Annotated in this window: 16 protein-coding genes; 9 read left to right on the top strand and 7 right to left on the bottom strand. The window is 66.0% G+C overall.

The window, feature by feature from the left end; genetic code table 11:
• Positions 1-7: 7 nt before the first annotated feature.
• The 4 genes from A9973_RS09585 to A9973_RS09570 are packed head-to-tail and all read right to left on the bottom strand — an operon-like array spanning position 8 to position 4,582.
• Entirely contained in the window at positions 8-988 is a 981-nt protein-coding gene (locus A9973_RS09585; protein ID WP_183013530.1) for an aldo/keto reductase, read from the bottom strand.
• Positions 985-2,025 carry an ABC transporter permease gene (locus tag A9973_RS09580; protein ID WP_183013529.1) on the bottom strand — a complete coding sequence of 347 codons (1,041 nt, stop codon included), beginning with the start codon at positions 2,023-2,025 and terminating at the stop codon, positions 985-987. The genes A9973_RS09585 and A9973_RS09580 overlap by 4 nt, the downstream gene beginning before the upstream one ends.
• On the bottom strand, positions 2,025-3,545 hold the full coding sequence (locus A9973_RS09575; RefSeq protein WP_183013528.1) for a sugar ABC transporter ATP-binding protein: 1,521 nt from the start codon (positions 3,543-3,545) through the stop codon (positions 2,025-2,027). The genes A9973_RS09580 and A9973_RS09575 overlap by 1 nt, the downstream gene beginning before the upstream one ends.
• Complete coding sequence (locus A9973_RS09570) at positions 3,542-4,582, bottom strand: substrate-binding domain-containing protein (protein ID WP_183013527.1); 1,041 nt, start codon at positions 4,580-4,582, stop codon at positions 3,542-3,544. The genes A9973_RS09575 and A9973_RS09570 overlap by 4 nt, the downstream gene beginning before the upstream one ends.
• Before the next feature lie 178 nt (positions 4,583-4,760).
• Here A9973_RS09570 and A9973_RS09565 point away from each other — a divergent pair, with 178 nt between their 5' ends.
• Genes A9973_RS09565 through A9973_RS09555 form a run of 3 tightly spaced genes read left to right on the top strand, consistent with a single transcriptional unit; the run spans position 4,761 to position 8,718 of the window.
• The gene (locus tag A9973_RS09565; RefSeq protein ID WP_183013526.1) at positions 4,761-6,251 is read left to right on the top strand and encodes an FGGY family carbohydrate kinase; all 1,491 of its coding nucleotides are present in this window, start codon (positions 4,761-4,763) and stop codon (positions 6,249-6,251) included.
• Positions 6,248-7,966, top strand: a complete 1,719-nt coding sequence (locus A9973_RS09560; RefSeq protein ID WP_183013525.1) for a glycerol-3-phosphate dehydrogenase/oxidase — start codon at positions 6,248-6,250, stop codon at positions 7,964-7,966. The genes A9973_RS09565 and A9973_RS09560 overlap by 4 nt, the downstream gene beginning before the upstream one ends.
• On the top strand, positions 7,963-8,718 hold the full coding sequence (locus A9973_RS09555; RefSeq protein ID WP_183013524.1) for a GntR family transcriptional regulator: 756 nt from the start codon (positions 7,963-7,965) through the stop codon (positions 8,716-8,718). Before A9973_RS09560 ends, A9973_RS09555 begins: the two co-directional genes overlap by 4 nt.
• Before the next feature lie 16 nt (positions 8,719-8,734).
• On the opposite strand, the gene A9973_RS09550 is transcribed toward A9973_RS09555, so the two are convergent.
• Positions 8,735-9,325 (bottom strand): hypothetical protein, encoded by a 591-nt coding sequence (locus A9973_RS09550; RefSeq protein WP_183013523.1) that lies wholly within the window; start codon positions 9,323-9,325, stop codon positions 8,735-8,737.
• A gap of 327 nt (positions 9,326-9,652) precedes the next feature.
• Between A9973_RS09550 and A9973_RS09545 the strand changes: the two genes are divergently transcribed.
• From A9973_RS09545 to A9973_RS09535, 3 genes are read left to right on the top strand one after another with little or no spacing between them, the layout of a single operon-like run.
• Positions 9,653-10,366: a gluconate 2-dehydrogenase subunit 3 family protein gene (locus A9973_RS09545; protein WP_183013522.1), complete on the top strand. Its 714-nt coding sequence runs from the start codon at positions 9,653-9,655 to the stop codon at positions 10,364-10,366.
• Positions 10,367-10,368: 2 nt separating this feature from the next.
• Positions 10,369-12,144, top strand: a complete 1,776-nt coding sequence (locus A9973_RS09540) for a GMC family oxidoreductase (RefSeq protein ID WP_183013521.1) — start codon at positions 10,369-10,371, stop codon at positions 12,142-12,144.
• A gap of 12 nt (positions 12,145-12,156) precedes the next feature.
• Complete coding sequence (locus A9973_RS09535) at positions 12,157-13,467, top strand: cytochrome c (RefSeq protein WP_183013520.1); 1,311 nt, start codon at positions 12,157-12,159, stop codon at positions 13,465-13,467.
• Positions 13,468-13,591: 124 nt separating this feature from the next.
• On the opposite strand, the gene A9973_RS09530 is transcribed toward A9973_RS09535, so the two are convergent.
• A complete protein-coding gene (locus A9973_RS09530) occupies positions 13,592-14,479 on the bottom strand; it encodes a LysR family transcriptional regulator (protein ID WP_183013519.1) in 888 nt (295 codons plus the stop codon).
• A 138-nt stretch (positions 14,480-14,617) separates the two neighbouring features.
• Here A9973_RS09530 and A9973_RS09525 point away from each other — a divergent pair, with 138 nt between their 5' ends.
• The 3 genes from A9973_RS09525 to A9973_RS09515 all read left to right on the top strand — a co-directional run bounded on the left by A9973_RS09525 (position 14,618) and on the right by A9973_RS09515 (position 19,817).
• Positions 14,618-15,808, top strand: coding sequence for an MFS transporter (locus A9973_RS09525; RefSeq protein ID WP_183013518.1), 1,191 nt, complete (start codon positions 14,618-14,620; stop codon positions 15,806-15,808).
• 98 nt (positions 15,809-15,906) lie between these two features.
• Entirely contained in the window at positions 15,907-17,550 is a 1,644-nt protein-coding gene (locus tag A9973_RS09520) for a VRR-NUC domain-containing protein (RefSeq protein WP_183013517.1), read from the top strand.
• Positions 17,547-19,817, top strand: a complete 2,271-nt coding sequence (locus A9973_RS09515) for an ATP-dependent DNA helicase (protein ID WP_183013516.1) — start codon at positions 17,547-17,549, stop codon at positions 19,815-19,817. Before A9973_RS09520 ends, A9973_RS09515 begins: the two co-directional genes overlap by 4 nt.
• A 6-nt stretch (positions 19,818-19,823) precedes the next feature.
• On the opposite strand, the gene A9973_RS09510 is transcribed toward A9973_RS09515, so the two are convergent.
• On the bottom strand, positions 19,824-21,356 hold the full coding sequence (locus tag A9973_RS09510; protein ID WP_183013515.1) for an MFS transporter: 1,533 nt from the start codon (positions 21,354-21,356) through the stop codon (positions 19,824-19,826).
• Positions 21,357-21,432: the final 76 nt, after the last annotated feature.

Here is a 21,432-nt window from a genome sequence, read left to right as displayed (position 1 = left end):
TTGTCCGTCAGTCCAGGGTTGCAAGATGGCGGGCGGCGGCCGCGTCGATGGCGGCGAGGGCGGCCGTATCCAGCTTGAGGTCGGCCGCACCGGCGTTCTGGATCGCCTGCGCGGGCGTGCGGGCGCCGCACAGGGCGGTGCTGACGCCGCCCTGCCGGGTGGTCCACGCGATCATCAACTGCGCATACGAGCAGTCCAGCTGTTGCCGCAGGGGCGTCAACGCGTCGAAGAACGTTTTCAGCCGCAGGCGGTTGGCGGCGGAGAAGCGCGGGTTGCCGGCACGCTGGTCGTCGCCCGTGAATTGCCGGCCGGGGTCGATCGGGCCGGCCAGGAGGCCCAGCGCCAGCGAGGAATAGCCCAGCGAGGCCACGCCGTGGTCGCGGCACGGGGGCAGCAGCGTGGATTCGATGTCGCGGTCGATCAGGCTGTAGCGTTCCTGGATGGCGTCGACCGGGCCATGGCGCAGGTATTCGGCCAGCGTCTCGGGCGTGGCGTTGCTGATGCCGATGGCGCGGATCTTGCCCTGGCGCTTCAGGTCCAGCAGCGCATCCATGGTTTCCGCGACCGGCGTGGTGCTGTCCTGCCAGTGGGTGATGTAGAGGTCGATGTAATCCGTTTGCAGGCGGGCCAGGCTCTGTTCCACTTCATGGAAGAGGGATGCGCGGCCCAGGTGGCGATGCACGGGTTTGCCGTCTTCGTCGAAGAAGTGCACGCCCTGTTGCGTATGCCACACCAGCCCGCATTTGGTGGCGATGACGGCTTCGTGCCGGCGGCCTTTCAGGGCCGTGCCGACCAGTTGTTCGGCGTGCCCCAGGCCGTAGGCGGGGGCGGTGTCGATCAGGCGCACGCCGGCGTCCACGGACGCGCGGATGGCGTCGATGGCCGCGGCGTCATCGCTGCCGCCCCACATCCATCCGCCCATGGCCCAGGTGCCCAGGCCGACGGTTTCGCATTCGATGCCGGACGGGCCCAGAGTGGTGGTGTTCATCGGTGTCCTTTCTTCACGTTCATAAGATGGTCGACGGTGACGGCGGCCAACAGGATCAAGCCCTTGACGACGTCTTGCCAGTACGGCGAGACATCCAGCAGGATCAGGGAACTGGTAACGACCGACAGCAGGGCCAGCCCCAGTACGGCGCCCAGGACCGTGCCCGAGCCGCCCTTCAGGCTGGCGCCGCCGATCACCACGGCGGCGATCACGTTCAGTTCCATGCCCATGCCGAAGGTGGGCGTGGCGGCGCCGAAGCGCGCGGTGTAGACCACGCCCGCCAGCCCCGCCAGCGTCGAGCACAGCACGGTCACCCAGAACTTCACGCGGCCCGTGCGGATGCCGGAGTACAGCGCGGCCTTTTCATTGCTGCCGGTATAGAACACCTTGCGCAGCAGCGCGGCGCGGCGCAGGGCGACGTCGCTGACGATGACGATCGCGGCGAAGATCAGGATGACGGCGGGGATGCCGCCGATGACGCCCTGGCCGATGAACTTGAACTGCGCGGGCAGCGAGAACAGCGACTGCGGCGTGCCTTGCGTGATGGCCAGCGACAGGCCGCGCACGATCACCATGAACGCCAGCGACGCGATGAAATGGCTGAGCCCGATGCGCGTCACGCACAGGCCGATCAGTGCGCCCACGACGCCGCTTGCCGCGATGGCCGCCAGGCTGGCGGTCCAGGGGTCGGCGCCCATCAGGAAGAGCTTGCCGGTGATCACCATGGCCATGCAGACGACGGAGCCCACCGACAGGTCGATGCCGCCTACGATCACCAGCAGGGTCATGCCGACCACGACGATGCCTTCAATGGAGAACGACAGCAGCATCGCGCGGATGTTCTCCCAGGTCAGGAAATGCGGCGACGCGAAGCTCATGCCGATGGCAAGCAGCGCGATGATCAGCAGCAGGCCGGCTTCGCGCATGCTGGCCAGCCGGTGGCGCAACGGGGGGGCGGCGGCGTGGCGCAGAGGGGCCAGACCGCCGTCGGGCAGCAGGGCGGCGTCGGCCGCGGGGGAAGGTTTGAGTTCGGACATCAGTTCGTCTCCTGGGCGCTGAGGCCCGAGGCCAGCCTCAGCAGCCGTTCTTCGGTCATGTCGCTGGCGGCCAGTTCGCCGGCCAGCCGGCCGTCTCGGATCACCAGCGCGCGGTCGCACAAGCCGATGATTTCCGGCAGTTCGGACGAGATCACGACCACGCCCACGCCCTGGCCGGCCAGCTCACGCAGGATGTGGTGGATCTCGGATTTGGCGCCGACGTCCACGCCGCGGGTGGGTTCGTCCATCAGCAGCACGGCGGGATTCGTCGCCAGCAGTTTGGCGATCGCCACCTTCTGCTGGTTGCCGCCCGACAGGCTGGCGGCGTCGATGGCTACGCCGTCGGACTTGAGCTTGAGCCGCGCACCCAGTTCCGTGGCCAGGCGGCGTTCCGCGCGCCGCCGCAGCAGGCCGAAACGCGAACTGATGCGGGCGAGCGCCATCGACGAGATGTTCTGTTCGATGGGCAGTTCCAGGAACAGGCCGGCGGCCTTGCGGTCTTCGCTGAGGTACGCGATGCCATGGCGCAGGGCGTCGCCGTAGCGGCGTATCCGCAAGGGTTTGCCGCGCAGCCGCACCACGCCGCGGCGGGCGCGACGCAAGCCGCACAAGGTTTCGGCCAGTTCGGTGCGCCCCGCGCCCATCAGGCCGGAGATACCCAGGATCTCGCCGCGTTTGAGCGTGAAGGAGATGCCGTGCACGCAGACCCCGTCCGCAATGCCGTCGACCTCCAGCAAGGGGGCGGCGGCATCGTTCTCTGCCTGTTTCGGGGGGTAGTAGCAGCCCAGGTCGCGCCCGACCATGCTGCGCACCAGCGCATCGGGCGTCAGGCCGGCGAGGGGGGCTGAGAGCACGTCGCGGCCGTCGCGCAGTACGGTGACGCGGTCGCAGTGCTGGAAGATCTCGGCCATGCGGTGGCTGATGTAGATGATGCCGATGCCCTGCGCTTTCAGGTCGTGCAGCACGCGGAACAGGGCGGCCGATTCCACTTCGGTCAGCGCCGCCGTGGGTTCGTCCAGGATCAGGACCTTGCAATCCAGGGTCAGCGCCTTGGCGATTTCGACCAGTTGCTGGCTGGAGATGCCCAGATCGTCCACACGCAGGGCGGGGTCGATCTGCTGGCCCAGCCGCGCCAGCACCTGCGAGGCGCGCGCGTTCAGGCTGGCGAAGTCCATCCACGGGCGCGTCCGGGAAGCGATCTCGGGCATGAAGATGTTCTCGGCCACCGTGGCGTCGCCGCACAGCGCGATTTCCTGGTGGACGAGCCCGATGCCCAGCCGCATGGCATGGGCCGGGCCGTCGATGACCACGCGTTCGCCGTTCAGGCGGATCTCGCCTTCGTCGGGCGCGTGGATGCCGTCGATGATTTTCATCAACGTGGATTTGCCGGCGCCGTTCTCGCCGCACAGGGCGTGGATCTCGCCCCGTCGCAGCGAGAAATGCACGCCGGCCAGCGCGCGCGATGCCCCGAAACGCTTGGCGATGCCGTGCAGCTCCAGCAGGGGCGGTTGCGCGGTCATTCGTTGATGCCCTTGGTGCCGCGGCGCGCCAGGTACTTGTCCCAGTAAAAGTCGTCGGCGTTGGCCTTGCTGACGATGGACAGGCCGTTGTCCAGGAAGGGCACGGCCATCGGGTTGGTGCCGTTGCGCTTGGCGTCGTTCATCGGGTCGATCAGTTGCTGGTTGCGCGCCAGGAACAGCAGCATCATGCCCATGTAGCCCTGCACGCCCTGGTTCGGATTGACGGATCCGTAGACTTCGCCCGACTTGATCATGTCCAGGATCTTGGCGTTCACGTCGCAGCACAGGACCTTGATGTTCTTCTTGGTCTCGATGCTGGCCTGCGCCGCGCCCAGCGCGGAATTGGCCTCGGGCATGAACAGCGCGGCCAGGCCCGGATTGGCCTGCGCCAGGCTCAGGGTCGCCTGGTAGGCCTTGTTGGGATCCTGGTTGCTGGCGGCGCGGCCCACCAGCTTCATGCCGGGGTGCTGGGTCTTCATGCGGTTGATGAAGGCGGCGATGCGGCGGTCGTGGTTGTCTTGCCCGGGGTTCTCCAGCACGGCGTAGTCGCCTTTGCCGTTGAGCGCGGCGGCGATCGCATCGGCCGCCTGCGCGCCTTCGCGTTCGTTGTCCGACGTGACGAATGACACCCGCTTGGAATTGGGGGAGTCGGCCGCGAAGGTGACCACGGGAATCCCCATCGCGGCGGCGCGGTTGATGGGTTCGATGAACGGGTCGGGGTTCATCGGGTGCAGCAGGATGCCGGCGGGCTTGCGCGCAAGCTCCTGTTCGAACGAGGCCAGCTGCTTGTTGACGTCGTACTCGGGCGTGCCCGAATAACGCGTCTTGACGCCTAGCGTATGGCCCAGCTGCTTCATCATTTCATACACCGGGAACCAGTACTCCACCCCGGACACCATCACGTTCATGACGTAGACGTCGGTGGCGGCGCCCTTCAGGCCCGTGCCCGGCGAGGCCGGCGCGTTTTGCGCAAAGGCATTGGCTCCTGCCAGGCTGGCGCCCGCAGCGGCTACGGTCTTCAAGAAATCTCTTCTCATGTTGCGCTCCTTTTCCTCGCATTGATCCATTGCCTGCTGGCGTGGATACCCGGTGGTGGGCCTGATTGGCTCAACTAGTTGTTATGACATCGACTGAACTATATGGCAGGCGAATTATTTCTTTTACTAGGGGAAACACTGCTATCCTGCCGAAAATATCTGTAGACAATGTCATAACATGAAAGCCGACATATTCCTGGGTATCGACATGGGGTCCACGGGCTTGAAGGCAGTTGCCTTCGAGGCCGGGACGGGGGTCACGCTGGCCGCTTCGGGGGGCGCATTGCCTTACCTGCATCTGCCTGGCGGGGGCTGCGAACTGCGCGCGGACGCCATCGACGCGGCGCTGATGCAGGCGCTGCGCGGCGTGGCCGAGCAACTGGGCCCGCGTGTGGCCGACGTGCGCGCGCTGTGCTGCACGGGGCATGGCGCGGGGCTGTACGCGCTGGACGAGCGCGGCGATCTGCTTGCGGGGCGCGCCGTGGCCTCGACCGACCAACGGGCCGCCGGCCGCGCGCGGATGCTGGCGCAGCGGCATGGGGACGCCCTGTATCAGGAAGTGGGCTGCCGGCCGTGGGCGGGCCAGCCCAGTCTGGTCGCGGCGGAATTGTTCGATGCGGAAGGGGGCGGCCACCGGGCGATACGCCGCCTGTTGTTCGCCAAGGACTATCTGGGGTTCCTGTTAAGCGGAGAAATCGCGACCGATGCCAGCGACGTCAGCACCGCTGGCTTGCTGAACCTGGACACCGGAACCTGGTCGGCGTTGGCGTTCGAGGCGGCGGGCCTGGCGACATTGATTCCGCAGGCCTTGCCGCCGATCGTGCCCACGGGCACCGTGATCGGGCACTTGCTGCCGGCGCGCGCCGCTGCGTGCGGATTGCCGGCCGGCTTGCCGGTCGCCATGGGCGCCATCGACCTGCTGGCGTCGTTGTCCGCGGTGGGCGCCGTGAAAAACGGCCATGCGGTCGCCGTGTTCGGCACGTGGTGCGTGAACGCGGTGGTGGCGGCCGCGCGCGCGCCCAAACCAGAGGTCGGCGCGATCGTGCGCCATGGCCCGGCGGCGGCGCGGCTCTATCTTGAGAACAGTCCATCGTCCATGGCGAACGTGGCCTGGCTGGCGCGCACACTGCAGTTCGAGGACGCGGCCGCCGTGGTGGATTGCGCGATGACGGTGCCGCTGGGCGCGGCGGGCCTGCGCTTTCTTCCGTTCATCAACGGGGGCGGCGTGGCGGCTGGCGCGACGGCGGGATTCGTGGGTTTAAAGGGGCATCACGGCCGCGCGCACATGGCGCGGGCGGTGGTCGACGGGGTGGCCGCCTTGCATGCCTGGCACCTGAAGCGGCTGGCCGCGCATGGCCTGGGCGAGCCGGGCCGGGTGGCCGCCTTGGGCGGTGGCGCGCGGGATCCGCGGCTGGTGCGCCTGCTGGCGGATTTCCTGGGGCATCCGGTGGAGCGCTGCGGCGACGACGAGACCGGCGCGCGCGGGGCAGCCGGCTATGCGGCCTTGTCGTGCGGGGCTCGCGCGGACGAAGCCTTGCCGGTACGCTGCGTGGCCGAGGCGCCGGATGCGGCGGCCGCGCAGGCCCACGCGGCGTTCCATTCGGAATTCGAAACGCTGATCGGCAATATGGCGCCGGCGTTCGGGCAATTGGCGGAGCGTGCGCCATGACGACGGCCGCCTTGCCTTACGTGCGTCCCGCGGCGTTGGCGGGCCGTCACTTTTCAACCGTGATCGTCGGCGCCGGCATCAACGGCGTGGGCGTGTTCCGCGATTTGTCGCTGCAAGGGGTGGACTGCCTGATCGTCGACAAGGGTGACTTCGCGGCCGGCGCCAGCAGCGCGCCGTCGCGGATGATCCATGGCGGCTTGCGCTATCTGGAAAGCGGCGCGTTCGCGCTGGTGGCCGAAGCCACCCGCGAGCGCAACCGGCTGTTGCGCAACGCGCCGCATCTGGTGCGTCCGCTGGAAACGGTCGTGCCGCTGTCCAGCCGCTTCGGCGGCTTGCTGGGCAGCATGCTGCGCTTTGCGGGGTTCAAGGCGTCGCCGGGCGCGCGCGGCCTGTTCGTGGTGGCGTTGGGCCTGCGCCTGTACGACCGGTTGGGCCGGCGCCAACGCGTGATGCCCGAACACCGCATTGCCAGGGCCTCGGCCGCCGACGGCGCCTTGTTCCGAGATTCGGTGGGGTGGACGGCCACGTACTTCGATGCCTGGATCAGCCATCCCGAATGGTTGATCCTGGAACTGATGGCCGACGCGCATGCTGATCAACCTGCCTCGCTGGCCGCCAATTACTGCAACGTCACGGCTTGCCGCGGCAAGACGTTGAGCCTGCGCGATGAGATCACCGGGGAAACCGCCGAGGTCACCGCCGACAGCGTGGTCAACGCCACGGGCGCGTGGCTGGACCGGTCGGCTGGCGTGCTGGAGGGCGCGGGATCACGGGTCATGGGTACGAAGGGCTCGCACCTGATCCTGGACCATCCCGCGCTGCGCGAGGCGCTGGGTGGGCGCATGGTGTATTTCGAAGCGTCGGACGGCCGGGTCTGCATCGTCTATCCCTTCATGGACCGCGTGCTGGTCGGCTCCACCGATATTCCTGTGGAGGATCCCGATCAGGCGGCCACGGATCCTGCCGAGATCGATTACCTGCTGGACGTGCTGGGCGAGGTGTTCCCGCGGCTGCGTTTTGCGCGCGGTGACGTGGTCTACACTTACGTCGGCGTGCGTCCGCTGGCGTATTCGGATGCCGACAAGCCCGGCCAGATATCGCGTGACCACGCGGTCGTGGTCGACCCGCCGAACGCCGTGCGCAAGGTGCCGCTGGTGTGCCTGGTGGGCGGCAAATGGACCACGTTCAGGTCGCTGGCGGAATTGGCCGCCAACCAGGTGCTGGCGCAGTTGGGCCGGCCGCGCTTGCGCCTGACCGATGCGTTGGCCATCGGGGGCGGCGCGGACATGCCTGCGGACGGAGTGGCCAGGGAACGACTGGTCGACGCGATCCAGGCGCGCTCCGGCCTGCCGCGCGAACGCGTCGATGGGCTGGTCAGCCGGTATGGTTCGCGCGCCGATCTGCTGGCGCAGGCGTTTGCCGGCGCGGGCGATGTTCCGCTGCGGCATGCGCCGGACTATTCCGAAGCCGAGATCCGCTCGCTCTGCCGCGAGACCGGCGTGCAGCATCTGGCCGATCTGGTGATCCGCCGGACCTTGCTGGCGATACGCGGCCGCGTCACCGACGGTTTGCTGGCCGAATTGGCCGATCTGGCCGCGGCAGCGCTGGGCTGGACGGACACGCGCCGGCGCGACGAATGGCTGGCTTGCGCCGCTATCCTGCGCGACCGGCATTTTGTAGAGTTTGATTCGACTTCTAGCCTTATCACGACATGAGCAGCCCCATTCCGACCCAAGACGTTTTGGACCGCAGCGCCGGCGCCCCGCTTTGGACGCAGTTCCGCGATGTGGTGCGCGGCAAGATCCTTCAGGGGGAGCTGGCGGTAGGAGCCAAGCTGCCCACCGAGGCCGAATTCGGCGAACAGTACGGCATATCCCGCATCGTGGTCAGGGAGGCGCTGGCGGACCTGGTGCGCAACGGCCTGATCTACAAGATCCGCGGGCAGGGCGCCTTCGTGTCGGCGCGCGAACGGGACGAGGATTTCGTGTCGACAGTGCTGGGCTTTTCCGACGAGATGGCGCGCAAGGGCCGCACGGTCCGCACCCGGGTGCTGGTGCAGGAACTGCGCGCGCCGACCGCGCAGGAAGCCACGGCGCTGGCGCTGGCCGAATCCGACATGGTGGTGGCGCTTAAGCGGCTACGCAGCGTGGATGGCGAATTGCAATTGCTGGTGGAGACCGCTGTGCCGGCGGATCTGGCGCCAGGCCTGCACCGCACGCGCCTGGAGAACCGTTCGCTGTACGACGTGCTGCGCCGCCAGTACGGATTGCGCATCGTGCGGGCGGAACGTTGGATCGATGCGGTGGCGCCGGATGCGTCGACCTGCGAACTACTGGCCATGGCCAGCGCCGAACCGCTGCTGCGCATCGAGTCCATCGCCTATGGATCGAATGGCCGGCCGCTGGAGTACTACCGTGCGTTGCATCGTTGCAAATCCAGCCGGCTGCATGTCCAGACCACGACCTGAGGCGCGGCTTGCGCGGTCAGAACAGGTTCAGCGCCTGCGCCACCCATAGCGCAAGCCCGATGGCGATGCCGATCAGCAGCGTGCGGCGCAGCCCGCCGCCCGCGCGCACCGCGCCCGGCGACAAGGAGGGGTCGCCAGCGGCCATGCGCACGGCGGCGTCGTCCACGGGGGCGGTGCGCACCGGATTGGCGGAGTCCCGGTCCGGGCTGTCGGTCTCTATCGTGAACGCGGGCTTGTTTTTGTGGCCGGCCAGGTCGCCGGCCAGGTCTTTGACGTCGATGCCGGCGTTCGTCAGCATGTCCCACAGGCCGCCCAGGTCCTTGCCGCTGCGCAGCGCGTCGATGCGTTCGCGCTCGGCGCGCGGGACCTCGTCCAGGCTGTCGTACTTGCGGCCGTTCACCGTGACCGCGCCGTCCTTGATCTCGACCTTGAAGACCTCCCCGTTTTCAAGACCGGAGTAGCTCCATTCCTGGCTGACAGTGACGCCGTCCAGCTTGCCGTCCAGCAATTCCTCGATGTTGACGCGCTGCTCGGGCGTGAGGTCCGTGGTGGAGCTCCAGCTGCGCGTGGTCGTCGAACTGCGCCAGGTCTTCGTCTTGTCATTCATGGGGGGATCCGTTGCTGTTCCTGTCGCGAAATATACAGAATCCGTTCACCCGCTTGTCAGAAAAGCCCGCTTTTGCGGGCTTCTTACATTGTCCTTAAAGCAAAAGACATTCTCATGTCAAGAAATTAGAACTGATATGGTCGTATGAGCGGATCAGATGGTCGAAAAGGCGCATAATGCCAAGCACCTTCTCTTATGTCCCTTTTCAAGAGCAGGTTCGATTTTCTGTAAGCAAAGAGCGTGTTGTCACTAGCTCGGCAGTTCGTGTTTCCAGGTTTCATGTTCGGTAGCGCGCTAGGACAACTTGGAGTATTCACGGAGATGTCTATGACAGAAGATGCAAAGCCGCGCCGGCGGTTTCTGCAAGCGCTGGCCATTGTGCCGGCGTCGACGATGGCGGTAGGCGCGTTGACCACGGCCTGTACCAGCGGCGATGACGGCAAGGCCGCCCTGGCGGCCAAGCCCTACCAGCCCACCTATTTCACCCAGCCCGAATGGACCTTCATCGTGGCGGCCGTGGATCACCTGATCCCCGCCGACGAGTACGGTCCGGGCGCCATTGCCGCGGGCGTGCCCGAGTTCATCGACCGCCAGATGGAAACGCCCTTCGGCCACGGCAAGCTCTGGTACATGCAGGGTCCGTTCCATACCGACCAGGTGCCCGAGCTGGGCTACCAGTTGAGCCAGAATCCCCGCGAGGTCTACCGCCACGGCATCGAGGCCTGTAACGCCTGGTGCGTGAAGACGCACGGCAAGGTGTATGCCGAGCTGGATAAAGGCTTGCAGGAGCAGATTCTGAAGGATCTGCAAGGCGGCAAGATCGAGTTCGACAGCGTGCCCGCCAAGACGTTCTTCAGCTTCCTTCTGTCCAACACCAAAGAAGGTTTCTTTGCCGACCCGATCTACGGCGGCAACAAGAACATGGTGGGTTGGAAGATGGTGGGCTTTCCCGGCGCGCGTGCCGACTATATGGACTGGGTTGACCAGCCCAACGTGAAGTACCCCTATGGCCCCGTGTCGATCTCTGGGGAGAAGGGTTAATCATGGCGATCAAAAAAGAGAAAGTGGATGCGGTACTGGTTGGCTTCGGCTGGACCGGCGCGATCCTGGGCCAGGAACTGACCGAAGCGGGCTTGCACGTGCTGGCGCTGGAACGCGGCGGCATGCAAGACACCCCGAAGGACGCCGAATACCCCAAGGTGATCGACGAGCTGTCGTACTCCGTGCGCGGCAAGTTGTTCCAGGACCTGTCGAAAGAAACCGTGACCATCCGCCACGGCGTGGATGACGTTGCCGTGCCTTACCGCCAGAACGGTTCGTTCCTGCTGGGTACGGGCGTGGGCGGCGCGGGCTTTCACTGGAACGGCATGCACTATCGCGTGTTGCCGGAAGAGCTGGAACTGCGCACGCGCTACGAAACCCGCTACGGCAAGAAGTTCATTCCGGAAGGCATGACCATCCAGGACTTCGGCGTGACCTACGACGAACTGGAACCGTACTTCTCCAAGTTCGAATACGTGTGCGGCACGTCGGGCAAGGCCGGTAACCTGAACGGCAAGATCGTTGAAGGCGGCAACCCGCTGGAAGGCAAGCGCAGCAAGGAATATCCGTTGGCGCCGCTGGCCACCACCTACGGCGCGCAGTTGTTCGAGAAAGCCGCGCGCGAGGTTGGCTTCAACCCGTATCCGGCACCCGCGGCCAATGCCTCGGGCCCGTACACCAACCCCTATGGCGTGCGTCTTGGCCCCTGTAATTTTTGCGGCTTCTGCGAAAACTACGGCTGCTACATGTATTCGAAGGCATCGCCGCAGACGACGATTCTGCCGGTGCTGTTGAAGAAGCCGAACTTCGAGCTGCGCACGCAATCGCAAGTGATCAAGGTCAATCTGGATTCGACCGGCAAGAAGGCAATCGGCGTGACGTACATCGACGCCGAAGGCCGCGAGATCGACCAGCCGGCAGAGCTGGTGATCCTGTCTGCCTACCAGATGCACAACGTGCGCCTGCTGTTGTTGTCGGGCATCGGCAAGCCGTATGACCCCAAGACGAACGAAGGCGTGGTCGGCAAGAACTATGCGTACCAAATGAACGGCGGCGTCAACGTGTTGCTGCCCAAGGGTACGCAACTGAACCCCTTCATGGGTACGGGCGCGGGCGGCGTGGGCATGGACGACCTGAACGGCGACCAGTTCGACCACGGCCCGCTGGGTTTCGTGGGCGGCGCCAGCATCCGCCACGTGCGTACTGGCGGCCGTCCCATCAAGCAGACGCCGACGACGCCGGGCACGCCCTCCTGGGGCACCGCCTGGAAGGCCGGCGTGCAGGACGCGTACCAGCGCTTCATGACCATCGGCATTTCCGGTTCGGTGATGTCATACCGCGACGCTTACCTGTCGCTGGACCCGACCTACAAGGACGCCTTTGGCCAACCGCTGCTGCGCATGACGTTCGACTGGCACGACAACGAGTTCGACATGCTGGGCTACATGGGCAAGCGCATGGAGACCGTGGCGAAGGCGATGAACCCCGAGAAGCATTTCGTGGCGGTGCGCAAGAAGGGCGCGCGCTACGACACGCGGGTCTACCAGAGCACGCACAACACCGGCGGCGCGATCATGGGCTCGAACCCCAAGGAAAGCGTGGTCAACAAGTACCTGCAAAGCTGGGATGTGCCGAACGTGTTCGTGATGGGCGCCTGCGTGTTTCCGCAGAACATGGGCTACAACCCGACGGGGCTGGTGGGCGCGTTGGCTTACTGGGCCGCGCAGGCAATTCGCGACCAGTATCTGAAGAACCCCGGCCCGCTGGTCCAGGCTTAAGGAGACGGAACAATGTTTAAACAAACCATTGTTGCGGCCTTCTCGGCCCTGGTCGCAAGCGCGGCGTTCGCCGCCGACGGCATGCCGGCCGCGGCCGATGCGCAGATGATCAAGCAGGGCGAATACCTGTCGCGCGCCGGTGACTGTATTGCCTGCCATACGGCCAGGGGCGGCAAGCCCTTTGCGGGCGGCTTGGGCATCGAGTCGCCGTTGGGCACGATCTATTCGACCAACATCACGCCCGATAAAGACACCGGCATCGGCAACTACACGTACGAAGACTTCGACCTGGCCGTGCGCCACGGCAAGGCGCGCGACGGCCATTCGCTGTATCCGGCCATGCCGTACACCGCGTACGCCAAGGTCACGCCGGATGACGTGAAGGCGCTGTACGCCTACTTCATGCATGGCGTGGAGCCCGTCAAGCAGGAAAACAAGGACACGGATATTTCGTGGCCGATGTCGATGCGCTGGCCCTTGACCGTGTGGCGCTGGATGTTTGCGCCGGACGTCGTCAGCGGCCCGGCCGCCAGCGACCTGAAGGGCGCTGACCGCGAAACCTTGCTGCGCGGCCAGTACCTGGTGGAAGGCCTGGGCCATTGCAGCACCTGCCACACGCCGCGCGGCGTCGCCTTGCAAGAAAAGGCGCTGAGCGATGCGGACGGCTCTGCCTTCCTGTCGGGCGGCGTGGTGGAAGGCTGGCTGGCCAAGAACCTGCGCGGCGACGTTGCCGACGGCCTGGGCAGCTGGACGAAGGAAGACATCGCCGTGTTCCTGAAGTCTGGCCGCAACGGCCATTCGGCGGCGTTCGGCGGCATGGCGCAAGTGGTCGAGGACAGCACGCAACACTTGTCCGACGCCGATCTGAACGCCATTGCGGTGTATCTGAAGAGCTTGCCGCCGGTCAACAAGGACGCGAAGCCGCTGGCCTACGACGAGTCCGTGGCGCAGGCGCTGCGCACGGGCAAGGATAAGGGCGACGGCGCGATGGCGTTCCTGAACAACTGCGCCGCCTGCCACCGCAGCACCGGCAAGGGCTACACGGAAACGTTCCCGCAGTTGGCGTTGAGCTCGACGGTGAATTCCGCCGATCCCGCCTCGCTGATCCACATCGTGCTGAAGGGCGCGCAGATGCCGGGCACGACGGCGGCGCCGACGGCTTACGCGATGCCGGGCTTCGACTGGCGCATGACCGACAAGGAAGTCGCCGACGTGGTGACGTTCGTGCGGTCCAGCTGGGGCAACAAGGGGGCGGCAGTCAGCGCGTCGGATGTGGCCAAGGTCCGTAAGGACGTGGGGGCGGCCGCGCAGCCCGCGCGATAACGCGCCCGGCGGTTCCACCTGACGGCGGCGCCGGAAAGCCCAGGCTTTCCGGCGCCGCTTTTTTATTTGACCATCGGCCCGTGTCGGACGGCAAGCGCGCCTTCATATCGGGTAGTTCCCGCAGTCAAAGCGGAAATAAATTCTGCACGATGAAGTCTACGAACACCCTGATTTTGGGCGACAGATGTCGGCTGGAGGGCCACAGGATTCGGAATGTGGTGCGGTCTTGGTTGTAGTCGTCCAGCACAGTGATCAGTTTGCCTTCGTCCATTTGACGACGCACGGCGATGTCAGGGACACAGGCAATACCAAGACCTTGTTCGGCAAAGCAGATTTGCGGGTCCAGAGAATTCGTCACCATGCTGCCTGACAGATCCATGGCAAGGGGTTGTCCGTCCCTGCTCAAAGGCCATACATCCGTTTTGCCGGTGGTGGGATACCGGTACAGCAGGCAGGCGTGGTCGGCCAAGTCTTCAGGTTGCTGTGGGAGTCCGGCCCGCTGGAAATAGTCGGGAGCTCCGACGATGACCCTTCGATATGCGCCGAGGACCCGCGCCATCAATCGGGAATCGCTGGGTTCCCCGGTACGGATCACGGCGTCGAAGCCCTCTTCGATCACTTCGACCAACCGATCCGAGCAGTCGATGTCCAGCGCGACGTCGGGATAGCGCCGTTGGAAGGCCGCCAGCTTGGGCATGAACAACGTGCCGACCGAGGGCAGGCTGATGCGCAGCTTGCCCTGAGGGGCGCTTTGCGTTTGCAGGAGTTCGGCTTCGGCCGACTCGACCTCGCAAAGGATACGGCGGCAGCGCTCCAGAAACAGGGCGCCTTCCGGCGTCAGGCTGATGGTGCGCGTAGAACGGTGGAACAGACGAACTCCCAAACGTTCTTCCAGCCGCGCGATGGCTTTGCTGACTGCCGATGCGGAGATCCCCAACTGTTGCCCGACCGCCGTAAAGCTGCGGGACTCGCCCGCGCGTACGAAGACATCAAGAGAACCAAGACTTTCCATTTGAGCCCATCAATTGATGACATATGTGTCACATATATTTTTCACTGTAGCCTATTTTTCTTTTGTTCGTCTCCCGGCACCATGGGTACTAATGCTCGGCAAAGAGCCAGAACGACTTCGATTTGAGGAATTGTGTTTATGAATCAGACCACCGCATCTGCCCTGCACAAGAGTACCGAGCGATTGCCCTTAGGTGCACTGCTTGCCTTGGCAATGGCAGCCTTCATCACGCTGCTGACCGAGATCATGCCGGCCGGATTGCTTTCTTCTATTGCGCAAGGCTTGAACGTCTCTGAAAGCCTCGCGGGTCAGTTCATTACTGCCTACGCGGCGGGCGCGCTGGTCGCAGCCATCCCGGTGACCAGCCTCACACAAGGCATGCGGCGGCGCCCATTGCTATTGACCGCCATCTTTGGTTTTGCTGCGGTCAACCTCGTCACCGCGCTTTCCGATAGCTATGGTGTCTCATTGGTGGCACGCTTTTTCGCCGGCGTTTTCGGCGGCATCGTCTGGTCGCTGCTGGCCGGCTATGCGATGCGCATGTCGCCGTCGCATCTCAGTGGTCGGGCCATTGCGATATCCGGCGCCGGCGCGACCATCGCTTTGGTGCTCGGTGTGCCGCTCGGAGCGTTGCTGGGCCGCGCCATCGGCTGGCAAGGCGCGTTTGGGCTGATGAGTGCCCTGGCACTGTTGCTCATCGTGTGGATCATCGCCCTCGTCCCCGACTTTCCTGGCCAAACCAGGGCGCAGCGGCAAACGCTTTCCAGTGTGTTTTTGAAAACCGGCATTCGCGCCGTGCTGTTTGTTGTCTTTACCTTCGTTGTTGCCCACAACATTTTCTATATCTATATCGAGCCTCTCCTCGAACCTTCCGGCCTGTCTGCCAACGTGGATATCGTCCTGTTCGTCTTCGGACTGGGTTCGATAATCGGCCTGTGGTTCGTCGGTGCAATGATCGATCGTCGTCTGCAATTTCTTGCCTTGGCAAGCATCATGATCTTCGCCGTAGCGTCCCTGTTGCTGGGCCTTTGGGGCGATCTTTCGCAGGTGGTCTATCCGTCCGTGGCGGTCTGGGGGCTCGCTGTCGGCGGCTTTGCCACGATCACTCAAACAGCCTTGTCTCGGTTCGCCGGCGAGTCGGTTGACGTGGCGCAATCCATGTACACAACGGGCTGGAACTCCGCGGTGGCCAGCGGCGGCGTTGTTGGCGCAATGTTGCTTGATCGGTCAGGCGTGGCGTCCTTTGCATGGGTCGTTATCGGAATTCTTGCGGTCTCGTTGTTGGGCATCGTCTTCGCCATGAACAGGGCCTTGACGACCAAGAACTGAGATTTCTTGCCGGCCCATCCGGCGAACGCGCAGGCAGGCGCCGGCTACGTCCGCCTGCTATGATTACTGGATAAAACCCCAGTTATCCGGCCCGGCCGATGTTTCCCCCGCACCGTTACTACTACCTTCACAATTTTCAGCGCGCGCTGGCGTGGGTCTCTGATCGCTACGGCGACCTGCTCGACGCGGGCGAACGCCGTTTCCTGGATGACTTCCAGGCGCTGCCGCAAGCGTCGCAGGCGTTGATGGTGCGCATGCTGATGCGGCGCGGGCCGTGGTTCCGCGCCAGCCGGCTGGTCTACGAAGAAATCGACAGTACGCCGGACGCCGCCGCGCCCTTGCGGGCGTTGGGCTGGCTGGACGCCGACGCGCCGATGACGCTGGACGAGCTCTTCGGCCTGCATACCAAACCCGAGCTTTGCCGCATGTTCGCCAATGCGCCGGTCAAGCCTTCGGCGCGCAAGGCCGATCTGCTGGAGGCCGTGCGCGCCCAGGCGGAGGGCCCGCAGCCGTATGCGGCCTGGAACCCCCAGGCGGGCGAACCCGTGTGGCGCGTGATGGTGGGCGACCTTTGCGAACGTTTCCGGCTGATGTTCTTCGGCAACCTCTACCAGGACTGGTCGGAATTCGTGCTGGCCGACCTGGGCGTGTTCCAGTACGAGGTTGTGCCGTTCGAGGCGTCGTCGCGGGCGTTTCAGACGCGTGCGGACGTGGACGGCTACCTGGCTTTGCAGGCGTGCCGGGCGGCGCTGGACGACGGGGCGGAACTGGACGCCTTGCTGCAGGCGCTGGACGGTTGCGCCAGCCAGAACCCCTGGCTGGAAAAGCGCCGCGCCAAGGTGCTGCTGCGGATCGGACAGACGTGCGAGCGGGCGCAGGACTGGCCCGCGGCGCAGCGCGTCTACGAACGTTGCGCGTATCCGGGCGCGCGGCATCGCCGCATCCGCGTCCATGAACGCATGGCGCGGTTTGACGAGGCCTTGGCGTTGGCCTTGCAGGCGCAGGCCGCACCCGAAAGCGAAGAAGAAAGCCAGCGGCTGGCGCGCATGCTGCCGCGCCTGTACCGGGGCACGGGGCAGGGCGCGCCCGCGCGGGCGGCGGCCCCCGCCTTGCTGCGCACGGATCTGGCTCTGCCGCGGCCGCTTGAGCCGACGGCGGTGGAGTACGTCGCCCGGGACCATCTGCATCAGGACGACGCGCCGGTGCATTACGTCGAGAACGCGCTGATCAATTCGCTGTTCGGCCTGCTGTGCTGGCCCGCCGTCTTCGCGCCGGTGCCGGGCGCGTTCTTTCATCCCTTCCAGCGCGGCCCGGCCGACCTTGACGCGCCGGATTTCCACGAACGCCGCAAGGCCTTGTTCGCGGCGTGCCTGGCGCAGCTGGACACGCCGGCCTACCGCGAGGTGATCCTGCGGCGCTATGCGGAAAAATCGGGCGTGCAGACGCCGTTCGTGTTCTGGGGCGCCTTGTCGGACACGTTGCTGGCGCAAGCGCTGGACTGCCTGCCTGCCGCGCATTTGAAGTTGTACTTCACTCGGCTGCTGCGCGATGTGAAGACCAATCGGTCCGGTTTGCCGGACCTGATCCGTTTCTGGCCGGCAGAGCGCCGCTATGAACTGGTCGAAGTCAAAGGGCCCGGCGACAAGCTGCAGGACAACCAGATCCGCTGGTTGCAGTATTGCGTGTCGCACGGGATGCCGGTGCGCGTCTGTCACGTCAGTTGGCAGGAGGTCGCGGCATGAGCTACGCCGTGGCAGTGCGCGCGCTGTGCGAATTCACGGCGCGCACGGGCGATCTGGACTTGCGTTTCACGCCGGCGCCGAGCGGGCTGGAGGGCATGGCGGGCCATGCGATGGTGACGGGCCGGCGCGGCCCCGCCTACGAGACCGAGGTGGCGCTGTCCGGCCAGCACGAGAACCTGCTGGTGCGGGGGCGGGCCGACGGCTACGACCCCGTGGCCAACCAGCTGGAAGAGATCAAGACGTACCGGGGCCAGTTGGACAGCGTGCGCGAGAACCACCGCGCGGTGCATTGGGCGCAGGCGCGCGTCTACGGACATCTGCTGTGCCAGTCGCGCGGGCTGGCGCAGGTGCGCGTGGCGCTGGTGTATTTCAATGTGGTCACCGAAGAAGAGACGGTGCTGGTGGAAACGCACGAGGCGCCGGTGTTGGCCGCCTTCTTCCAGGAACAATGCAGCCGTTTCCTGGGCTGGGCCAAGACCGAGCTTGCGCATCGCCAGTCGCGCGATGCGGCGCTGGAGAAGCTGGCGTTCCCGCACGGTGAATTCCGCGCCGGGCAGCGCGACCTGGCCGTGGCCGTGTACCGCACGGCGCGCGACGGCCGGTGCCTGATGGCGCAGGCGCCAACCGGTATCGGCAAGACGCTGGGCACGATCTTCCCGCTGCTCAAGGCCAGCCCCGGCACGGGCCTGGACAAGATTTTCTTCCTGGCGGCCAAGGGGTCGGGGCGCGGGCTGGCGGTTGAAGCGTTGGATACCGTCAATGCGCAGCCGGCGGCGCCCGGGCTGCGGGTGCTGGATTTGCAGGCGCGCGACAAGACCTGCGAGCACCCGGATCTGGCTTGCCACGGGGATTCCTGCCCGCTGGCGAAAGGCTTTTACGACCGTCTGCCGCAAGCCCGCGAAGCGGCGTTGCGACACGTCCGGCTGGACGCGCCCACCGTGCGCGCCACGGCCCGCGAACACCAGGTCTGCCCGTACTACCTGTCTCAGGAGCTGATCCGCTGGAGCGACGTGGTGGTCGGCGACTACAACTACTACTACGACGCCACGGCGATGCTGTACGCCATGACGCAGGCCTATCAGTGGAAGGTCGCGGTGCTGGTGGACGAGGCCCACAATCTGGTGGACCGGGCGCGCCGCATGTACACGGGCGAACTGGATCAGGCGTCGCTGTCCGCGGCGCGCCATGCCGCGCCCAAGGCGCTGAAGAAGACGCTGGATGGCTTGCAGCGGTCGTGGAACGCGCTGAACAAGAAGCAGGCGGAACGCTATCAGGCGTATGAGATGGTGGCCCCGGGCGTGCTGGCCGCCGTGCAGAAGGCCGTGGGCGCGATCATGGAGCACATGGCCGAGTCGCCATTGCCGCAGGACGATCCGGTGTTGACGTTCTACTTCCAGGCGTTGCAGTTCATGCGACTGGCCGAGCAGTTCGGCCCGCATGCGCTGTTCGACGTGACGTTGTCGGACGTGGGCGTGGCCAGCGCTAAGACGCGGCCGTCCACCTTGTGCGTGCGCAACGTGATTCCGGCGTCGTATCTGGCGGCGCGTTACGCGGCGGCGCATGCGACGGTGCTGTTTTCCGGCACGTTGAGCCCGCAGCAGTTCTACCGCGACACGCTGGGCATGCCCGCCGACACGCCATGGATCGACGTGGCCGCGCCTTTCCAGGCGGAGCAACTGGCGGTGCGGGTGGTCGGCAACGTTTCGACGCGCTATCGGGACCGCGAACGGTCGCTGGCGCCCATCGTCGACCTGATCGCCACGCAGTACGCCGAGCGGCCCGGCAACTATCTTGGGTTTTTAAGCAGCTTCGACTATTTGCGCCAGGTGTCCGACCTGATGCGCGAACGCCATCCGGCGGTGCCGATCTGGCTGCAGACGCCGGGCATGGACGAACCCGGCCGCGCGGCGTTCCTGGCCCGCTTCACCGAGACCGGCCAAGGCGTGGGTTTCGCGGTGCTCGGCGGCGCGTTTTCGGAAGGGGTGGACTTGCCGGGCAGGCGCTTGATCGGCGCCTTCATTGCCACGCTGGGGCTGCCGCAAGTCAATCCCGTGAACGAAAACATGAAGCGGGCCATGGACTTGCGCTATGGCGAAGAGAACGGCTACGACTACACCTACCTGTATCCGGGCATGCAGAAGGTGGTGCAGGCCGCCGGCCGGGTGATCCGCACCGAGCAGGACGTCGGCACGGTCCACCTGATCGACGACCGCTACCGCCGCGCCAAAGTGCGTGGCCTGCTGCCCCGTTGGTGGCGGGTGGACTGATCCCGCTTATTGCGCCGCCGCCACGCCGTCGCGGGCGAGCGCCGGGCGGCGACGGCCCAGCAGCGCATAGATGGCCAGCGCCGTCAGCACCGCGATGCCGGCCAAGCCGTGCAGCACGTGGCGGAAGGCGTCGTTATAGCTTTGCTGCAGCAGGTCGGCGGCGCCGGGCAACAAGGCCGCGGCTTCGTGCAACTGGCCCAGCGCCGCGCGGTTGGCGGCCATCAGGATGGCCTGGCCGTCGGTTGCGGCGGGCAGGGCGGCCGTCAGCGGTATCTGGATCAATAGAGCCAGCAGCGCGCTGACGACGGCGATCGCGATGCCGTCCGCTGACACGCGCACCGTGTTGAAGATGCCGGTGGCCATACCGACGTTGCGCGGCGCGACGACGCTGACGGCCATCGCGTCCATCAGGCCCCAGGGTACACCGATGCCGACGCCGATCAGGCTCATCGGCAACCAAAGGCCGGCGGCGCCCGTGGCCATGGTGTCGGCCAGCCAGACCAGGCCGGCGGCCACTGCCAGCAAGCCGGCCGCGGACAGGACGCCGGGGTTGAACCAGCGCGTCAGCAACGCGGCCAGGAACGGCACTACCAGCAGGGGCGCCGCCAGGCCGATCATCAATTGGCCGGCAGCCAGCGCGCTATAGCCGTCGATGCCGATGAAGCGGCCCGGCAGCACGGCGATCAACACGATGAACAGGAATGCGGGCGACGCGGCCAGTACCTGCACGCCGACAAAGCGCGGGTCGCGGAACAGGCTCAGGTCCAGCATGGGCCGGGCGGCGCGCCGCTCCACGCGCACGAAGGCCACGGCCAGCACGGCGGACGCCAGCAGGGCGCCGATGACGTGCGCGTCGGTCCATCCGGCTTCGGGCGCCAGCAGCATGCCGTAAGTGAACAGGCCCAGCGCGCCGGTGAAGCTGATGGCGCCCGGCCAGTCCAGCCGGCCTTGGGCGGCGCCTGCCGTCGGGCGGACGCTGACGGCCACCATGACCGCGCCCAATACGCCGACGCCGCCGGTCGCCAGGAACACCCATTCCCAGCCGGCGGTCTCCACCATCCAGCCCGAGGCCAGCGGCCCGAACGACAGGCCGATGCCGAACGTGGTGCCCAGCAGGCTGAAGGCGCGGGTGCGCGCCACCCCATGGAACAGCGGCGCCAGCGACGACATCGCGGCAGCGAACGCGGCGGCCCCGCCCATGCCCTGCATCAGGCGCAGGACGTCGATCCAACCTGTGGTGGGCATGAGGGGGATGGCGAAGGTGGTAGCGCAGAACCCCGCCAGGCCCAGCAGCCAGACCCGGCGCGGGCCATACAGGTCGGTCAGGCTGCCGGACACCATGATGACGCTGCCGTACGCCAGGATGTAGCCGTTCAGGATCCAGTTCAGTTCCACGGGCGTGCCGCCCATCGCCTGGCTGATCGATGGAAGGACCACGGCGGGGCCGGTGAAGCACAACGGGATGAGAAGCGCCGTGAGGCAGGCGGACAGCAGTTGCAGCCAGCGATGGCCGGTGGCGGGGGAGTCGGGAAGATGCATGGGCGTGCCAGTTCAAGCAAGGATGCCGCGCGGCGGGATTGCGGGGCGGCGACAGGATAGCGGCAAGCTTAGGCGG

Source organism: Achromobacter sp. UMC46, from assembly GCF_014170335.1.
In the GTDB taxonomy this organism is placed as follows: domain Bacteria; phylum Pseudomonadota; class Gammaproteobacteria; order Burkholderiales; family Burkholderiaceae_B; genus Achromobacter.
The sequence above is the reverse complement of the archived record's forward strand: the minus strand, read 5'-3'. Positions and strand labels throughout refer to the sequence as shown.

Bases quoted from the DNA above. Each gene is read 5' to 3' on its own strand.
- A9973_RS09585 (WP_183013530.1), bottom strand. From the start codon at position 988: ATGAACACCACCACTCTGGGCCCGTCCGGCATCGAATGCGAAACCGTC.
- A9973_RS09580 (WP_183013529.1), bottom strand. From the start codon at position 2,025: ATGTCCGAACTCAAACCTTCCCCCGCGGCCGACGCCGCCCTGCTGCCC.
- A9973_RS09575 (WP_183013528.1), bottom strand. From the start codon at position 3,545: ATGACCGCGCAACCGCCCCTGCTGGAGCTGCACGGCATCGCCAAGCGT.
- A9973_RS09570 (WP_183013527.1), bottom strand. From the start codon at position 4,582: ATGAGAAGAGATTTCTTGAAGACCGTAGCCGCTGCGGGCGCCAGCCTG.
- A9973_RS09565 (WP_183013526.1), top strand. From the start codon at position 4,761: ATGAAAGCCGACATATTCCTGGGTATCGACATGGGGTCCACGGGCTTG.
- A9973_RS09560 (WP_183013525.1), top strand. From the start codon at position 6,248: ATGACGACGGCCGCCTTGCCTTACGTGCGTCCCGCGGCGTTGGCGGGC.
- A9973_RS09555 (WP_183013524.1), top strand. From the start codon at position 7,963: ATGAGCAGCCCCATTCCGACCCAAGACGTTTTGGACCGCAGCGCCGGC.
- A9973_RS09550 (WP_183013523.1), bottom strand. From the start codon at position 9,325: ATGAATGACAAGACGAAGACCTGGCGCAGTTCGACGACCACGCGCAGC.
- A9973_RS09545 (WP_183013522.1), top strand. From the start codon at position 9,653: ATGACAGAAGATGCAAAGCCGCGCCGGCGGTTTCTGCAAGCGCTGGCC.
- A9973_RS09540 (WP_183013521.1), top strand. From the start codon at position 10,369: ATGGCGATCAAAAAAGAGAAAGTGGATGCGGTACTGGTTGGCTTCGGC.
- A9973_RS09535 (WP_183013520.1), top strand. From the start codon at position 12,157: ATGTTTAAACAAACCATTGTTGCGGCCTTCTCGGCCCTGGTCGCAAGC.
- A9973_RS09530 (WP_183013519.1), bottom strand. From the start codon at position 14,479: ATGGAAAGTCTTGGTTCTCTTGATGTCTTCGTACGCGCGGGCGAGTCC.
- A9973_RS09525 (WP_183013518.1), top strand. From the start codon at position 14,618: ATGAATCAGACCACCGCATCTGCCCTGCACAAGAGTACCGAGCGATTG.
- A9973_RS09520 (WP_183013517.1), top strand. From the start codon at position 15,907: ATGTTTCCCCCGCACCGTTACTACTACCTTCACAATTTTCAGCGCGCG.
- A9973_RS09515 (WP_183013516.1), top strand. From the start codon at position 17,547: ATGAGCTACGCCGTGGCAGTGCGCGCGCTGTGCGAATTCACGGCGCGC.
- A9973_RS09510 (WP_183013515.1), bottom strand. From the start codon at position 21,356: ATGCATCTTCCCGACTCCCCCGCCACCGGCCATCGCTGGCTGCAACTG.